Origin of the sequence: Halorubrum kocurii JCM 14978, assembly GCF_000337355.1 — an archaeon.
Taxonomy (GTDB): domain Archaea; phylum Halobacteriota; class Halobacteria; order Halobacteriales; family Haloferacaceae; genus Halorubrum; species Halorubrum kocurii.
The window spans coordinates 22,826-38,909 of record NZ_AOJH01000065.1 but is presented as its reverse complement, the minus strand read 5'-3'; the positions used below and the strand labels follow the sequence as shown (position 1 = coordinate 38,909).

Here is a 16,084-nt window from a genome sequence, read left to right as displayed (position 1 = left end):
CGCGGTCACAGCCCGTCGAGGAACGCGTCGAACGCCCCGCTCTCCGGGTGGACGTGACAGTACGTTCCGAGCGTTCGGTGTTCGATCAGGCCGTCGCGGTCGCCGTCGATCCCGGTCCCGCGCTCCACGTCGAAGGCGAACCGGGCGTCGGTCGCGGCGTCGGCGTCCGAGTAGTGGAACTCGTGGCCGCGCAGCGTCGCGCCCGCCGAGGCCGTCGGCGCGTCCCGCGTCGCCCGCAGCTCGACGTGGTCGAGCGCCCGATACCGGTCGCGCATTCGCACGTCGGCCGGGAGGGCGCCGGCCATCGCGTGCGTCTCGCCGTCGACGGTCGTCAGCGACTCGGCGAGCGTCATCAGTCCGCCGCACTCGCCGAGCACGGGAGTCCCCTCGGCGGCCGCGCTCGCGACCTCGCCGAGCGCCGGGCTCGCCGCCAGTTTCGCGGCGTGGAGCTCCGGGTAGCCGCCGGGGAGGTAGACGCCGTCGCAGGGCGGGAGCGAGTCGCCCGCAAGCGGGGAGAACGCCTCGACGGTCGCCCGCTCGCGTAAGCGCTCGATCGTCGCCGGGTACGCGAACCGGAAGGCGTCGTCGCGGGCGACCGCGACGCGGGGGCGGTCGGCGTCGGGCTGGGCCGGCGTCGCCTCGGTCGGCTCCGCCGCGCCCGCGGGCTCCCGAGCGATATCGACGAGCCGGTCGGTCCGGAGCCCCTCGGCGGCCGCGTCGAGCGCGTCGGTGGGGACGGGCGACTCGTCGCCCATGTGCAGGCCGAGGTGGCGGTCGGGAACCGATAAATTGTCGTTCGGCGGAACCCGGCCGAGATACGCGACCTCGTCCGGGAGCGCCTCGCGGATCCCGTCGGCGTGGCGCCCGCCGTGCGCGCGCTGGGCGATGACGCCGACAACGTCGACGTCGCGCCCGATCCGGTCGGCGTAGGTTCGAAAGCCGAGCGCGGTCGCCGCGACGCTCTCCATCCCCGCGCTCGCGTCGACCACGAGGACGACCGGGAGGCCGAGCGCCTCGGCGACCGCGGCGGTGCTCGACTCGTCGCCGTCGTACAGCCCCATGACGCCCTCGACGACGCAGACGTCGCCCTCGCCGCGGTCGTAGTTCCGGCGGAGTCCCGCCTCCCCCTGTAACCACAGGTCGAGCGTGCGCGAGGGGCGCCCCGCGACGTGTTCGTGGTGGCTCGGGTCGATGAAGTCGGGGCCGGCCTTCGCCGGCTGGACGTCGTGGCCGGCGGCTTCCAGCGCCCGGATCGCCGCGAGCGTCGCGACCGTCTTGCCGACGCCGGAGGCGGTGCCGCCGAGGACGAGGCCCCTCATCGAGGGGCGCCCCCCGTCGCGCTTCCGGCCTCCCGCTCGGCCAGCAGGCGGTCGGTGATCGACGCCACGCGGTCGCGCACGTCGGCGGCGGAGACGCCGGCGCGCTCGGAGAGGGCCAGCGCCCCGCCCATTCCGACGCCCTCCTTCGCCTCCCCGCGGGCGTACGCCGCCATCGCCGGGTGGTCGCTCTCGTCGAACGCCGGGTCGGTCGCGGCGAGCCGCAGCCCGAGGTCGTCCGCGAGCGCGCTCACGTCGGCGGAGGGGTCGTCGGCGACGAACGAGGTGGTCGCGAGCGGGAGCCGGCGCTCGACGCCCGCGTGTCGCGCGAGCGCGGCGACGGCCGCCATCTGGGTCCCGCCCGCGAGCGTGACCGGCACGCCGCGCTCGACCGCGCCGACCGCGAGGCCGGCGGCCGCCGCGAGCACGGGGTCGCCCATCAGCCGGATCGCGTCGAGCGGGGCGTCGGCCGCGTCGCCGGCGGCGAGGCCGCTCGCGTCCAGCCCCTCGTCGACGACCGCGCGCTTGGTTCCGAGGGGGTTCGCCGGCAGCGACGAGGAGACCGCCGGGCGCTCGCCGAGCGCGGTGAGGACGCCGAGCGCGGTCGTCGTGCCGCCGGGGACCGTCTCGGCGACGAGGAGTTCGGGGTCGGCATCGCTCGCCTCGGTACTCGCTTTTTGTCCCGCAACTACCTCCGGCGCCAGCCCGCGCGCCCGCTTAAAAATCGCCGCCGCGTCCGGGACGGGCTCCGGGTCGCGCACGTCGCCGCCGGGCGCCGCGCCCGCGTCGAGGACCGGCGCCTCCGTCGGCGACGTCGGGACCGCGAGCCCCGCGTCGACCCCGACGAACTCGAACCCGACGAGCTCGCGGACGGCGCGGGTGACGACCGCCGGGGTCGGACAGCCGGAGGGGCTGACCGGAACGGCCGAGTCGGGGGCCGGTCGCCCGTCGGCGACGATCTCGAGGTCGGCGCTCGGGGTGTGTCTCCGCAGCTCGGGGTCCGCGCCCGCGGCGCTGATCCCGTCGATCGCGGCGGTCGCGGTCGTCCCCGCGACGACCGCGAGGGTCACGTCGGTCACGCGGCACCTCCCGCTGACAGCGTCGGTCGAGCCCGTCCGCCGGCGTCTCCCTCGATGATAACCACTAGCGGTTGGTTAGCACAAGTCGACTTTAATCGGTCGGGTCGAGAGCCGCCGGCGGCGCGGCGTCGGTCAGTGCTTGCCGACAGTCGCCGCGTCGATCAGTTCTTCCCGGTGGCCGCCGCGTCTGGGACGGCTCTCCCGGGATCCGCGGTCGACGCGTCTCGGTCAGTCCCGGGCGATAGGTGGCTCCGTTTGAATCCGGTCGGGTACTTCAGTCCGTAGCCGACGGCTCGGTCGGCGCCGACGTGCGCGGCCCAGACGAGCGCGACCCACACGAGCGGCGTCGCGCCCAGCCACGCCCCCGCCGCGCCGAGCGCTAGGGGGGCGAGGGACGTGTGGAACGCGTTGTAAACGCTGCTGCCGAGGCGCGGGCCGGCGAGGTACGCCAGCATCGACACGTCGGGGGCGAGCGCCAGCACCGCGAACAGCCACAGTGGCCCCCCGAGCGCGAAATATGCCGCGGTCGCCGCTCCGAACAGTCCCGCCCACTCCGACCGGAGAATCAGCTCCGGGCGCATCACACGGACTCCATGGACACGGATACGGCGGGGAGAGAAATATACGCGTACTGAACCGTGCTAGCCGGGCTCAGAGACCGCCCGACACGCTCTCCCCACCTCCAACGGACTCCGACCACCGGGAACGTGATGTCCTTTCGACGACATGTAGCGGTCATGCCTTCGCCACCGTTCATCGATCGGGAATCCGGAGAGCTCGACCTGGGTCAGATTCGCGCCGAAGCGTTCCCCGTCGCGGGGCTCGTCGTCCTCTTCGGAGCGCTGGCGCTCCTTCCGTTCCTGCTCACGCTGTTGGTCAGTTCCAACCGGCTGCTCGCCGGCTTTTTCACCCTCGTCTCGCAGTTCGTCATCGCCGTCGGCGTCGGCGTCGTGTTGCTGTACGTCGTCGCGCGGGGGATCCAGCTCGCCGACGGGTGAACGCGTCGGATCCGCGGCGGCGGGAACGGTCTCCGAGCGCTCACATTTATAAAAGCCCGCCGAGCGTGAAGGCGACGTAGCAGAGCCCCACGAGCAGCCCGGAGTGGAGCAGCGCGGCGTAGCGCCCCCGAGAGGCGGTGCCGGCGAACCAGCCGGACGCGAGCATCGTCGCCTGCGTGACGACGTACAGCCGGAAGCGCTCGAGGTCCGGGTGGACCGTCTCCGGCTCGGTCACGAGGTCGGTGGCGCCGGCGAGGCCGGCGAGGCGCGCGGCGTCGATCACCTGCGTGTTGACGACGGCGACGACCGCCGCGACCAGCGCGGCCGCCGCCCAGCCGACCGCGACGTACGGGTGCATCGACGAGCGGAGCGCGCGCTGCTCGCTGTAGAGCCGACCCACCTCGATGCGGAGCGTCTCGAAGACGGCGTCGGCGTCGCTGCCGGCGTTCAGGGCCCCGGTGACGAGCCCGAGCGTCCCCTCGGCCAGCGGGGTCCCGACGCGGTCGACGAACCGGTCGATCGCGGCCTCGCGGACGTCGGTCGGGGGCGCCGACTCGGTCGGCGCTACCGTTCCCCCCGCGCCCCCGGCCGCAGTCGTCGACCGGAGCGCGAACGCGAGGTCCGCCACGTCGTCGTCGAGGACGCCGAGGTCCGCGTCGCGCGCGACCGCCTCGACCGCCGCGGGGAACGGCCGGCCCTGCGCGACGTGGCCCGAGACGGCGTGGACGAAGTCGGCCAGCTCGCGGTCCCTCGCGTCGTCGATCCGGGTGCGTCTCCCCGCAACGGCGCCGACGGGGACCGCGAACGCCGCGTACGAGAGCAGTCCGACGTTGACGAGGGTGTAGCCGGCGAGCGCGAGGGCGAGCGCGAACAGGACCGCGGGGGGCGCGCAGACGACGGCGGCGCTCGCCGGGTTGCGCCCGGCCGAGGCGAGGATCTTCCGGGGCGTCGCCGGCAGGTCGTAGCTCGCGCGCTGGCTCGGCGGGCGGAGCGTACCGACCGCGACCGCGCCGGCGAGGCCGATGGCGACGAGGAAGGTGACGGCGCCGTAGAGGACGACCGCCCGCGTCGGCACCACCCCGACCGGCGTGTCGACCGGGGGGAGGAGTTCGGGGACGACGACCGTGAGCGCGGTCGCCGCGATGACGAGCAGCGCCGGCAACACCAACACGAGGACGAACAGCTCCGTGAGCAGCTCTAAGAACCGCCGCGCGCGCTTCCGGGCCCGGTCCTGTCGGTGCGCGAGCATCCGGCGCTCCGTCCGGAGGAACTCCGCGAGCGCCGCGTCGCCGGTGGCCGCGTGCTTGCGGAACTTGAGGAGGAACGGCGCGAGCAGCTCCCGCGAGGGGGTGTCGCGGGCGACGCGACGGAGCCCCTCGTCGAGGCTCCCGGCGAGCCGCGCGGCGTTGAGCGCCTTCCGCAGCGAGGTCGCCGTTCCGCCGTAGGCGTCGTTCGCGGCGGCCTTCTCGACCATCTCGCGTGGGCCGTCGCTCCCGGCCGCGAGCAGTTCGAGGTAGCGGACCGCGGGCGGGAGGGTCCGCTCGATGTCGGTCCGGCGCGTCGCCGTGAGCCATCGGAGGTGGATCCCGCCGAGCCGGATCGTCGCGCGCTTCGCGAGGAGCCCGGCGGTCCCCGCGACGGCGACGGCGACCCGGTCGGCCGGCAGCGACCCGATCGAGACCGGCAAACGCGCGCCGATCCGGGCGTCGGCCGCCGCGAGCAGGTCCGGGGCGACCGACGCGGCGACGAGCAGCGAGGGGGCGGCGACGGCGACGCAGACGACCCACGAGAGCCCGTACACCCGCGACAGGTGCGTCTCGAACCCCGTGTCGAGCGCGGTCCCGCGGTACCGCTTCCGGTCGGCGTCGTGCCGGCGGTCGCTCGCGTGGCGCGCGAACAGGGCGTACAGGACGCGGTCGACCACCGAGGAGCCGCCGGCCCGGGTGAACCCGTCGGCCTCGGCCGCGTCGAGGGCGCGGCTGCCGCCCGCGGCGTCGGTTCCCGTCTGCGACTCCCCGCTCACGAGCGTCCCTCCCCGCCCATCGTGCGGGCGGCCCGCTCGACGGTCGCCGCCTCGTCGGTCCGGAGGTCGGCGAGGAACTCGAACAGCGCGTCGAAGTCGTCGACCCCCTCGCGGACGAGGTACTCGACGTACCGCCGCTTGGACGCGAACTCGGACTCGACGGCGTCGACGTCGCGGTCGGTGTGGTCGGCGACGCGAGCGAGCGCGTGGAGGCGCCGCCCGTCGCCGGGAGCGGCCGGGTCAGCGCCCGCGTCCGCTCCGGAGCCGCCGGTCGACGACCGGCCCGGCGCGCCCGGGAACCGGAACTCGCCGTCGGCGTCGCGCCACGCGACCGTGTTGTAGTACACGGCCTCCGCCCCCTTGTCCACGACACCGGCGCCGCCGTGTTTGGGGTTCCCCGTGGGGCTGCGCGTCGCCTCCGGGTCGAGCGCCTCGTACTCCGCCTCGGAGAGCGGCTCGACCGCCCGCGAGACGTAGCGCTCGCCGTCGACCTGCCGCGGGAAGACGACCAGATCGACCTCGCGGAGGAGGTAGGCGGGGAGCCCGCGCTCGATCACGCGGTTGACGAGCGCCTCCACGTCCTCGGCGTGCGTGGTCCCGATCACGCCGTGCCCCGTATTCAGGGTCTCCGCGAACGTCTCGAAGCTCGCGGGCGTGTTGATCTCGGCGATCACCTCCACGTCCGGGTTGAGGTAGTTCGCCTCGGCCATCAGCTCCGACATGCTCACGGCCTTATACGCGTCCTCGTGGTCGCGCGTCGTGAGCGACACCCCGGTCTCGTGCGGGAGCCGGACCTCGCGGGACCCCTCGTCGATCGACACCGGCCGGTCGTCGAACGGGATGAAGGGCGTGTGCGCGTTGAGCAAGGTCGTCTTCCCCACCCCGGTCGGCCCGGCGAAGAGGACGACCCCGCGGTGCTCGTACAGCAGCCACAGCAGGGTGACCAGGTCGGGCGAGATCGTGCCCCGGTCGACCAGATCGACGGGCGTCAGGGCGTCCGCGCTCTGCTTGCGGATCGAGACGTGCGGCCCGCCCTCCGAGATGACCGGAAGCGCCACCGCGCACCGTATCGTCTCGTCGACGCCGTCGACGTCGAGGTTCACCTTCGCCGACGGCGTCGACGCGTTGAGTTCGGTCCCGTCTCGGGCCGCCAAGCCGGTGACGACGTTGACGAACGCGGTCTCGTCGTCGAACGCGAGGTTGGTCGGGACGCGCCGGCCGGCTTCGGCGGAGCGTCCGCCGTCGGCCCCCCGCAGGATCGACGTCCGCGGGACGACCTTCACGCGCTCGCCGACGCGGTTCGCCTCCACGTCCTCCAGGTTCGGGTCGCGGATGGGGATCGTTAAGATCCCCTCGCCGACGAAGTCGCGCAGCACGTAGTACGCCAGGTCGTCGAGCCGGTCGTGGGCGTACCGCGAGTCGACCGGCGGGACGGCGAGCCCGCGGTCGGCCAGCGCGGAGCGGACCCGGTGGGCCGCCGCGCCGAGCCACGCGCGGGTGTTCCGCGCGGTGAGCCGCCGCGAGAGGAACCGCCGGGCGTGCTCGGCGACGAACGCCTCGCGGTCGTCGACGACGCCGTTGACGGTCGTCTCCCAGATGCGCTCCTTGCACTCCTCGATCAGCGCCTCGTCGCCCGGGAGGAGGTCTGGCTCGCGGACGGCGTACTTCGTCTCGAAGGCGTCGGAGCCGAGCAGTCGCTCGCGGGCGACGACCACCTCGACGGAGAGCCCGGCGAAGCCGACGGTGTACCGGGCGAGCCGCTCGGCGGCGACGCGCTCGACGTACTCGGCGTCGGCGTCGAGGCCGGTCTCTAGGGGCGCGAACGTCTCGGTGTGGACGACCAGCTCGCGCTCGTCGCCAACGTCGGCCACCTCGATCCGGTCGTCTAAGGCGAGGGGCGTCACGTCGCCGAGGAGCCGGAGGTCCCGCAGCGCGTGGTAGTCGATCCGGCGGCGCGCCGCCGCGCTCGCGTCGAGCAGTCGGTCGAGCGCGCGCTCGTACTTCGGCTCGAACCCCGCCTCGGCGCGCTCGTTCACGCCGACCCGCGTGAGCGGGCGACGGTGGCGCACCCCGGAGAAGTGGTCGCGGACGCGGTCGAGCGCGCGCTCGCCNCCGCCGACAGCGGCGGCTCGCGCGCGTCGTAGCCGAACCGGCCGCCGTCGCGCTCGCGGACGGTCACGACGACCCCGGGCGCCGATTCGTACTGCGCGCGCACGTCCGGCGCGTACCACGCCTCGGGGTCGTCCGGCGGCACCGGCGCGGGGACCGCGCCGCCCGGGTCGTCGTCCGCGTCGTCGACGATCCGGAGGGTCGGCCCGTCGCTCACGGCTCGGCCCCTCTCGCCGTCGATCCGCCGCACCTCTTCGGTCCGCCGCACCTCTTCGGTCCGCCGCGCCTCGTCGTCATTGTGCTCGTTCGCGGGTCGCCCGGTGAATCTGTTAAGCGTTTTCTTCTCGAGTATCTTAGTTATTTCAGATAGTATAAACGGGGAATCACCGAACAGAGATCCGCGTCCGCGACCGCCTCTGACCGGCGCGGGGCCCGCGCGGGACCGGCGGACGGCGCGGTCCACCGGTGGATATTTGCTTCCGATACACGACGACCCAGTGATGGGGTACGACCCGGCGGCGCCGGTGAGCGTCGTGTTGCCGACGCGGGAGTGGACCGGCGCGTGCGACGAGCTGACGGCGCAGACGACGCCGGCGGACGAGTTCATCGTCGTCTGCGACCGGTCGACGGACCCCGTCGTCGAGGCGGCCGCGGAGCGCGCCGCGACGGTCGTCGTCGCCGGGGAGCCGGAGGGCTGCTCGGCGAAGTGCAACGCGCTGGCGGCGGGGCTGGAGCGCGCGACGCACGACCGGTTGGTGTGCACGGACGCCGACTTCGAGCACGGCGACGAATGGGTTGACACCGTCCGGCGGCGTCTCGCGCGGGTCCCCGACGGGCACGTGCTCTCGACGGCGCCGGTGCTGGCGAGCGAGGGGCCGCTCGGCAAGCTGCTGGAGCCCTCCAGCGTCGTGGGCGTCGCGGCGACCGTCCGCTTCGACACGGGCGTCTGGGGCGGGACGATGGCGTTCCGGCGCGGCGATATCGACCTCGGCGCGTTCGTCGCCGACCTCCGGCGGACGATAGGCGACGACGCCCTGCTGGCGGAGCGGGCCGACGGGGTCGAGGCGTCGCGCTCGCTCGTGCGCGAGATGCCCGTCGACGGCACCCTCCGCGGGACGCTGGCCCGGCGGGTGCGGTGGACGCGGATGGGCCTGTACCTCGGTCCCGCCGGGATCGCGTCCAGGGCGCTGCTGTCGCTGGCCGTCGTTCTCGGAGCGCTGTTCGCACCGCTCGTCACCGTCCCGTTGGTGACCGGGGTCGCCGCGGCGGCGTACGCGGCGCTCGGCGTTCGCCGCTGGACGTTCCTCCTCGCGGTGCCGGGGTACGCCCTCGCCCTCGCGCTGCTGTGCTACGGGCTCGTCCGCGTCGAGTTCGAGTGGAGCGGGCGCCGATACCGGTGGCCGTCGCTGTACGACGTGACCGTCTGCGACCGCGGCGAGGAGGTCGCGACAGACGGCGGGTCCGCCCGAGACCTCCCCGACGACGCGAACAACCTCGGTCCCGCGGGAGTCGAGACGGACGAGACCGGTGGCGCTGCTCAGTGTCGAAGAGACCGGTGACGCCGCGCTTTTCTGCGAGCCGCTCTGAGCCGCGGTATGCGCGCCGCCATTTTCAACGGCCCCGGCGACATCGGCGTCGAGGAGCGACCCCGCCCCGAGATCGAGGCCCCGACCGACGCGATCGTTCGGGTGACCCATACCGCTGTCTGCGGCTCCGACCTCTGGTTCTACCGCGGCGACAGCGACCGCGACCCCGGGTCCCCGGTCGGCCACGAGCCGATGGGGATCGTCGAGGCGGTCGGCGACGCGGTCACCTCCGTGGACCCTGGAGACCGCGTGCTCGCCCCCTTCGCGATCTCCTGCGGCGAGTGCGAGTTCTGCCGGAAGGGGCTCCACACCTCCTGTGAGAACGGCGACTCGTGGGGCGGCGACAACGGCGGCGCGCAGGGCGAGTACGTCCGGTCGACCCACGCCGACGGCACGCTCGTCCGGGTCCCCGACCGGTTCGCCGACGACGAGGAGACGCTCCGGTCGCTGCTCCCGCTGACCGACGTGATGGGCACCGGCCACCACGCGGCCGTGAGCGCGGGGGTCGAGGCCGGCTCGACCGTGGCCGTCATCGGCGACGGCGCGGTCGGGCTCTGCGGCGTCCTCGCGGCCCGCCGGCTCGGCGCCGAGCGGATCGTCGCGGTCGGCCACCACGGGGACCGCCTCGACCTCGCCGCGGAGTTCGGCGCCACCGAGACCGTCTCCGAGCGCGGCGAGGCCGCCGTCGAGCGCGTCCGCGAACTGACCCACGGCGGCCCGAACCACGTGATGGAGTGCGTCGGCGCCGCGAGCGCGATGAACACCGCCATCGACGTCGTCCGTCCCGGCGGCACCGTCGGCTACGTCGGGGTTCCCTACGGCGTCGAGGAGGAAGGCCTCGACGTGTTCGGGATGTTCGGCGGCAACGTGACGCTCTCCGGCGGGGTCGCGCCGGTCCGCGCGTACGCCGAGGAGCTGATGGGCGACGTGCTGCAGGGGACGCTCGATCCCGCCCCCATTTTCACCGAGACGGTCGGACTCGACGAGGTCGCCGAGGGGTACCGCATGATGGACGAGCGCGAGGCGATCAAAGTGCTCGTGAAGCCCTAAACGACCCGGTTCGGTCTCTCTCTCCCGGTCCCGGCGTAATCCTTATCTGCGGGCACTCCATGGCAATAGTTGTCATGTGTCATCACTACTCCGAGGCGCGCTCGGTCGAGGAACTCCGGGAGCGCCACCGGTCCGAGGAGGCGGATAGGCGTTCCGACGAGTTCGCCGATGCCGAGGCCGTGGACGACCCGGCGGACGAGCCAGAGCCGCCGGCCGAACCGCGCCCCCCGGCCGACGACTGACGCGGCCGGGGCCGACTTCGCCTCGAACCCCGACGATTTTTTCGCGACCGACCCCGCGCTGAGCACCGATTCCGTATCCCGCAGCACAGCGACTGAAACCTCGGTTCAGGGTGTACCTGAAGACGTTTCAGTAGACAGAAACGACGGTTCTGGCGGCGAAATACTACACCTCCCCCGCTACTTCATCGAGACATCTCCACGACGAAGTATACGAGTATCCGTATGTCTACGGACGCTCTATGCGAGGCGGAACAACCGACGGGTGGTAGCAGATGGTACGCTTGCAGCACCACGCCGCAATCGTGATGCTGCCCGTGGTTGCGTTGTCGCGAGCAGCCGAGGCCGCTCCGGTCGAGGAGCCCGGCCTCTTCTCGCTGACCACGCTCGGCGCGGTGATCGGGGCATTCATCATCGCCCTGCTGATCGTGGCCGCCGTCCGACGCGTGGACCGTTGACTCACCGGCCGCAACGGGTGGACCGCGGGGCACCGCGTTCGTTCACCACCTGTTACCGGCCGCCCGTGCCACACATTTACTCGCTTCATACTCAGAGAAAATACCCCCGCGTAAGGTAGCTTTATTTTCATGGACAAGCGTGATAGATTCGCTAAACATGACCGACGTCACTCTTCGCCGAACCCAGTTGGCGACCCCGGCGAGCGACGAGAAAATGATGCACTCGGCGGCCGACAGCGACGCAGACGAGGTGTTCCTCGATCTTGAAGACTCCGTGGCCCCGAACGCCAAGCCGGACGCTCGCGAGCCGCTCATCGAGGCCGCCCGCGAGGAGGACTGGAGCGACAAGGTCCTCAGCTTCCGGATGAACGGCATCGACACCAAGTGGTGGTACGACGACCTGATCACGGTCGTCGGCGAGGCCGGCGAGTTCATCGACGACATCATCGTGCCGAAGGTGAAGTCCGCCAGCGACATCCACACCGTCGAGAACCTGCTCGCACAGGTCGAGGAGAACAACGGGCTGGAGGTCGGCGGCATCGGCCTCGAACCCCAGATCGAGGACGGCGAGGGGATCCACAACGTCCACGACATCGCGCACGCCTCCGACCGGCTCTCGTCGATCATCTTCGGGCCGGGCGACTACTCCGCGGCGATGGGGACGCCCGGACTGGACATCGGCCAGTTCCCAGAGTACCCCGGCCACTACTGGCACCACGCCCTCTCGGAGTGTAACTCCGCGGCGAAGTCGGCCGGCCTGCCGTGTCTCGACGGCCCGTACGCCGACATCGAGGACGCCGACGGCTTCCGCGAGTCCGCCGAGAACGCCAACATGATCGGCTGCGACGGCAAGTGGGCGATCCACCCCTCGCAGATCGAGATCGGCAACGAAGTGTTCGCGCCGGACCCGGAGACGGCCGACCGCGCCAAGCGCATCGTCGACGCCTACGCCGAGGCGATGGAGGAGGGCAAAGGCGCCGTGAGCGTCGACGGCCAGATGGTCGACGAGGCGACCAACAAGATGGCCCAGGACATCGTCGAGACGGCCGAGGCCGCCGACATCCTGTAATCGGTCGACCGAACGCTCGACCGCGGACCTCCGACACACCGATTTTTTCGCGGCGACCGCATCTCGGAGCGACAGCGGTCGATGACGGGAGCGGGGGTTGCGATCTGTCCGTGACGAGGGTGTATTTAAAAACGTGAGCGACTGCGACGATCGCTTATAAACAACAGCGCGGTGGCGCGCGCGTCCGAGCGGTCGCCATCGGCGACCGCGAGGAGCACGCGCGAGGGAGTCGCTCGCCTCTGGCGAGCGACGAGGCTGGGGAGGTGTGAGGTGCGGTCGCTGTGCGGGGTGGGACTCAAAGGGGCAGTCGCCGGCGGCGTAGCCACCGGCTTCCAGAGGCGCGAAGCGCCTCGCTGCCGGGAGGACGGCGCAGGAGACGTAAGCACTGGAAGGAGCGAGCAACGCGAGCGACTGAAGCGCGCGGCGAGCGTGCGCCGTCCTCCCGGCTGGGGCTTTGGCGGTGTTCACCACGCCGTCGACGGCGTCTGTACGACCGCCTGCAACGCTCCGGAGTCAGTTAGAAACTCACCCCTCGATCGCCGACCCGATTTATAAGGGTTCGATCAGCTCGACCGCGTGCCCGTCGGGGTCCTTCACGAACGCGGTCCGCGCGCCGGCCTCCGGCTGGTCGCCGGGCTCCTTCACGACGCCGTGGTGGTCGATTCGATCGAACGCCGCGTCGACGTCGTCGACGCCGACGGCGACGTGGTCGTAGCGGTCGCCGTCCGCGCTCGGCTCCGCGCCGTCGGTGTCGGACAGCTGGAACTCGACGCCGGCGTCGTCGGCGACGTACACGTTGCGCGTGTCGCCGTCGGCGGTCGTGAACTCCCAAGAGCGCTCGAACCCGAGCTGCTCGACGTACCAGTCGGCGGCGCGGTCGGCGTCGGCCACGTTGAGACACGTGTGGAGTATCTCCATGCCCCGCGGTCGCACGGCGACGCAATAAATCCCGGCGGGGTCGCACCCGCCCGCAAAACTATCATTAACAAAGGTTTTATTCACGGTTCGACCCCCGGTTACGGTATGGCAACTGAGCCCACGCGGGGGAGTGACACGCCCGACTTGGACACGTCGGCGGCCGCGCTCGGTCACGACCGACCGGACGTGCCGGCCTACCGGTCGCTCGCGGCGGACCTCCGCGAGCGCGTCGACGGCGACGTCCAGTTCGACGAGTACGCGCAGGTGCTGTACGCGACCGACGGAAGCATCTATCAGGCGCGCCCGGCCGGCGTCGTGATCCCGCGGTCGGTCGAGGACGTGCAGGCGACGATGGAGGTCGCGGCCGACCACGGAGTCCCCGTCATCCCGCGGGGAACCGGGTCCTCGCTGGCCGGGCAGAGCGTCGGCCCGGGCTGCGTCGTGCTCGACTTCTCGACGCATCTGGACGAGATCCGCGAGGTCCGCCCCGACGAGCGCCGAGCCGTCGTCCAGCCCGGCGTCGTGCAGGACCACCTCGACGACCGGCTGGCCGAAGACGGGCTGAAGTTCGCGCCCGACCCGGCGTCCTCCGCGCGGGCGACCGTCGTGGGAGGTATCGGGAACAACTCGACGGGCGCGCACTCGGTGCGGTACGGGATCACCGACGCGTACACGGAGGAGCTGCGGGTCGTGCTCGCTGACGGCTCGCTGATCCACACGCGCGAGGTCGCCCTCGACTCGCCGGAGTACGAGGAGATCGTCTCGAAGGACGACCGGGAGGCGGCGCTGTACGAGACCACGCGCCGGCTCGTCGAGGAGAACGAGGCCGAGATCGACGAGCGGTACCCGAACCTCAAGCGCTCCGTCTCGGGCTACAACCTCCACAAGGTCATCTACGAGAACGACGACGGCGAGGAGGTGATCAACCTCACGAAGCTGTTCGTCGGCGCCGAGGGGACGCTCGGCACGATCGTCGAGGCCGAGGTGTCGCTCGTCACCCGCCCCGAGGAGACGGCGCTCGCGCTGTACACCTTCGACTCGCTGGTCGACGCGATGAAGGCGGTCCCCGAGGCGCTGGAGTTCCCGGTGAGCGCGGTCGAGCTGATGGACGACGAGGTGTTCTCGCTCGCCGCCGACTCGCAGGAGTTCGCCCAGTACGCCGAGCCGATCCCGGACCGCGCCACGGCGGCGCTCATGCTGGAGTGGGACTCCGAGCTCGTCGACGACTTCGAGGACGCCGTCGCCGACACGAACGCGCACTTCGTCGAGGAGGGCGACGCGTTCGACGTGTTAGAGGCGTACACCGACGAGGCCCAAGCCGACCTCTGGAACCTCCGGAAGGCGGCCATTCCCCTCTTGATGAGCATGCAGGGCGATCCGAAGCCGTACCCGTTCATCGAGGACGCGACGGTGCCGCCCGAGGAGCTCGCGGAGTACGTCGGGCAGTTCGAGGAGGTCCTCACCGACCACAACACTTCGGCCGCGTACTTCGCGCACGCCGGAAGCGGCACCCTCCACATCCGACCGATCCTCTCGCTGAAAGAGGAGGAGGGCGTCGAGAAGATGCACTCGATCGCCGACGACGTCACCGACCTCGTCTTGGAGCACCACGGCGCCTTCTCGGGCGAGCACGGCGACGGTCTCGCGCGCACCGAGTTCAACCCCAAGATGTACGGGGAGGCGCTCTGGAGCGCGTTCCAGGAGCTCAAGTCGACGTTCGACCCCGAGTGGCGGATGAACCCCGGGAAGGTCGTCTACGTCGACGGCGAGACGGCCGCCGAGCGCGGCTACCCCGACACCGCCGCCGACACGGACATGCGCGAGAACCTCCGGTACGGCCCGGAGTACCAGTCGATCGAGCCGCAGACCGAGCTGGACTTCGCCGACGAGGGAGGATTCACCCACCTCGTCGAGCTGTGTAACGGCTGCGGCACCTGCCGGGAGACGGACTCCGGCGTGATGTGCCCGACTTACCGCGCGTCCGAGGAGGAGATCCAGGCGACTCGGGGCCGGGCGAACATGCTCCGGGCCGCGATCAGCGGCGACCTCGACGACGACGAGATCCACTCCGACCGGTTCCAAGAGGAGGTGCTCGGGCTCTGCGTCGGCTGTAAGGGGTGTCAAAGCGACTGTCCGACCGGCGTCGACCTCGCGAAGCTCAAGGCCGAGGTGAAACACGAACACCACGAGGAGGAGGGGTCGGGGCTCCGCGAGCGGATCTTCCGGGACATCGACCGCTTCTCGGCGCTCGGGAGTACGCTCGCGCCCGTGTCGAACGCGGCGACGAAGGTCCCCGGCGCCCGCGCGGTGATGGACGCGGTCGCGGGGATCGCCCCGGACCGCGAGCTGCCGACGTTCCGGTCGACCAGCTTCGAGGAGTGGTTCGAGTCCCGCGGCGGGTCGGCGGTCGCGCCCGAGGAGGCGGTCGACACGGTCGCGCTGTTCCCCGACACCTACACCAACTACAGCTACCCGGCCGCCGGCAAGGCGGCCGTCGAGGTGCTGGAAGCGGCCGGCGTTCGCGTGGAGGTGCCTGACGATCTGGCGCCGTCGGGGCGGGCGGCGTTCTCGACGGGGTTCCTCGACGAGGCCCGCGAGCGCGCCGAGACCAACGTCGCGGCGCTCGTGCCCCGCGTCCGCGACGGACAGTCGGTCGTCTTCGTCGAGCCCTCGGACGCGGTGATGTTCCAGGACGAGTACCTCGATCTGCTCGACGGGGAGGAGGTTGAGGCCGTGTCGGCCGCGGCGTCCGGCGTCCTGGAGTACCTCGACGTCGGACGGATCGACGAGCGCCTGGCCTTCGACGCGCCCGGGGAGTCCCTCACGTACCACGGCCACTGCAACCAGAAGGCGACGAACAAGGACCACCACGCGGTCGGCGTGCTCCGCAGGGCCGGCTACGACGTGGACCCGCTCGACTCCTCCTGCTGCGGAATGGCGGGCTCGTTCGGCTACGAGTCGGAGCACTACGACCTCTCGAAGGCGATCGGGCGGATCCTCTTCGACCAGGTCGAGGAGAGCGGCGGCGAGACGGTGACGGCGCCGGGCGCCTCCTGTCGGTCGCAGCTCGGCGACCGCGACGGGGCGGAGGAGAACCCGCCGCACCCGATCGAGAAGGTCGCCGAGGCAGTGACCGGCCCCGCACCCGACGCCGTCGCCGACGCGGGCGCCGACGACGCGACGAGCCCGTCGCCCGCTGACGACTGAGGCGGCGTCGCTGCTCGCGTGTGCACTCGCGT

12 protein-coding genes and 1 pseudogene are annotated in these 16,084 nt (G+C 71.9%); 7 read left to right on the top strand and 6 right to left on the bottom strand.

What is annotated here, in order from left to right; translation table 11 throughout:
- Nucleotides 1-5 precede the first annotated feature (5 nt).
- The 3 genes from C468_RS10225 to C468_RS10215 form a co-directional block, all read right to left on the bottom strand.
- The gene (locus C468_RS10225) at nt 6-1,319 is read right to left on the bottom strand and encodes a cobyrinic acid a,c-diamide synthase (protein ID WP_008848806.1); all 1,314 of its coding nucleotides are present in this window, start codon (nt 1,317-1,319) and stop codon (nt 6-8) included.
- Nucleotides 1,316-2,395, bottom strand: coding sequence for a nicotinate-nucleotide--dimethylbenzimidazole phosphoribosyltransferase (locus C468_RS10220; protein WP_008848805.1), 1,080 nt, complete (start codon nt 2,393-2,395; stop codon nt 1,316-1,318). The genes C468_RS10225 and C468_RS10220 overlap by 4 nt, the downstream gene beginning before the upstream one ends.
- Before the next feature lie 161 nt (nt 2,396-2,556).
- On the bottom strand, nt 2,557-2,976 hold the full coding sequence (locus C468_RS10215) for a DUF4260 domain-containing protein (protein WP_008848804.1): 420 nt from the start codon (nt 2,974-2,976) through the stop codon (nt 2,557-2,559).
- A 156-nt stretch (nt 2,977-3,132) separates the two neighbouring features.
- Here C468_RS10215 and C468_RS10210 point away from each other — a divergent pair, with 156 nt between their 5' ends.
- Nucleotides 3,133-3,393, top strand: a complete 261-nt coding sequence (locus C468_RS10210; protein ID WP_008848803.1) for a hypothetical protein — start codon at nt 3,133-3,135, stop codon at nt 3,391-3,393.
- Between the two features lie 46 nt (nt 3,394-3,439).
- On the opposite strand, the gene C468_RS10205 is transcribed toward C468_RS10210, so the two are convergent.
- Nucleotides 3,440-5,416 carry a type II secretion system F family protein gene (locus tag C468_RS10205; RefSeq protein ID WP_008848802.1) on the bottom strand — a complete coding sequence of 659 codons (1,977 nt, stop codon included), beginning with the start codon at nt 5,414-5,416 and terminating at the stop codon, nt 3,440-3,442.
- A pseudogene (locus tag C468_RS10200) lies at nt 5,413-7,742 on the bottom strand (type II/IV secretion system ATPase subunit). Before C468_RS10200 ends, C468_RS10205 begins: the two are co-directional and overlap by 4 nt.
- Before the next feature lie 283 nt (nt 7,743-8,025).
- Between C468_RS10200 and C468_RS10195 the strand changes: the two are divergent.
- From C468_RS10195 to C468_RS10180, 5 genes are all read left to right on the top strand, one after another.
- Complete coding sequence (locus C468_RS10195; RefSeq protein WP_008848801.1) at nt 8,026-9,084, top strand: glycosyltransferase; 1,059 nt, start codon at nt 8,026-8,028, stop codon at nt 9,082-9,084.
- A gap of 36 nt (nt 9,085-9,120) precedes the next feature.
- Entirely contained in the window at nt 9,121-10,161 is a 1,041-nt protein-coding gene (locus tag C468_RS10190; RefSeq protein ID WP_008848800.1) for a zinc-dependent alcohol dehydrogenase family protein, read from the top strand.
- 74 nt (nt 10,162-10,235) lie between these two features.
- Nucleotides 10,236-10,403, top strand: coding sequence for a hypothetical protein (locus tag C468_RS18625; RefSeq protein WP_169330903.1), 168 nt, complete (start codon nt 10,236-10,238; stop codon nt 10,401-10,403).
- A gap of 272 nt (nt 10,404-10,675) precedes the next feature.
- Nucleotides 10,676-10,858 carry a hypothetical protein gene (locus tag C468_RS10185; protein ID WP_008848799.1) on the top strand — a complete coding sequence of 61 codons (183 nt, stop codon included), beginning with the start codon at nt 10,676-10,678 and terminating at the stop codon, nt 10,856-10,858.
- A gap of 157 nt (nt 10,859-11,015) precedes the next feature.
- A complete protein-coding gene (locus C468_RS10180) occupies nt 11,016-11,927 on the top strand; it encodes an HpcH/HpaI aldolase/citrate lyase family protein (RefSeq protein WP_008848798.1) in 912 nt (303 codons plus the stop codon).
- Nucleotides 11,928-12,476: 549 nt separating this feature from the next.
- Here the strand turns inward: C468_RS10180 and C468_RS10175 are convergent.
- On the bottom strand, nt 12,477-12,845 hold the full coding sequence (locus C468_RS10175) for a VOC family protein (RefSeq protein ID WP_008848797.1): 369 nt from the start codon (nt 12,843-12,845) through the stop codon (nt 12,477-12,479).
- Between the two features lie 105 nt (nt 12,846-12,950).
- Here C468_RS10175 and C468_RS10170 point away from each other — a divergent pair, with 105 nt between their 5' ends.
- Nucleotides 12,951-16,052, top strand: a complete 3,102-nt coding sequence (locus C468_RS10170; protein WP_008848796.1) for an FAD-binding and (Fe-S)-binding domain-containing protein — start codon at nt 12,951-12,953, stop codon at nt 16,050-16,052.
- Nucleotides 16,053-16,084 lie beyond the last annotated feature (32 nt).

Excerpts from the sequence above, each read along its gene's own strand:
- C468_RS10225 (WP_008848806.1), bottom strand. The coding sequence starts at position 1,319 with ATGAGGGGCCTCGTCCTCGGCGGCACCGCCTCCGGCGTCGGCAAGACG.
- C468_RS10215 (WP_008848804.1), bottom strand. The coding sequence starts at position 2,976 with ATGCGCCCGGAGCTGATTCTCCGGTCGGAGTGGGCGGGACTGTTCGGA.
- C468_RS10210 (WP_008848803.1), top strand. The coding sequence starts at position 3,133 with ATGCCTTCGCCACCGTTCATCGATCGGGAATCCGGAGAGCTCGACCTG.
- C468_RS10195 (WP_008848801.1), top strand. The coding sequence starts at position 8,026 with ATGGGGTACGACCCGGCGGCGCCGGTGAGCGTCGTGTTGCCGACGCGG.
- C468_RS10190 (WP_008848800.1), top strand. The coding sequence starts at position 9,121 with ATGCGCGCCGCCATTTTCAACGGCCCCGGCGACATCGGCGTCGAGGAG.
- C468_RS18625 (WP_169330903.1), top strand. The coding sequence starts at position 10,236 with ATGTGTCATCACTACTCCGAGGCGCGCTCGGTCGAGGAACTCCGGGAG.
- C468_RS10185 (WP_008848799.1), top strand. The coding sequence starts at position 10,676 with ATGGTACGCTTGCAGCACCACGCCGCAATCGTGATGCTGCCCGTGGTT.
- C468_RS10180 (WP_008848798.1), top strand. The coding sequence starts at position 11,016 with ATGACCGACGTCACTCTTCGCCGAACCCAGTTGGCGACCCCGGCGAGC.
- C468_RS10175 (WP_008848797.1), bottom strand. The coding sequence starts at position 12,845 with ATGGAGATACTCCACACGTGTCTCAACGTGGCCGACGCCGACCGCGCC.
- C468_RS10170 (WP_008848796.1), top strand. The coding sequence starts at position 12,951 with ATGGCAACTGAGCCCACGCGGGGGAGTGACACGCCCGACTTGGACACG.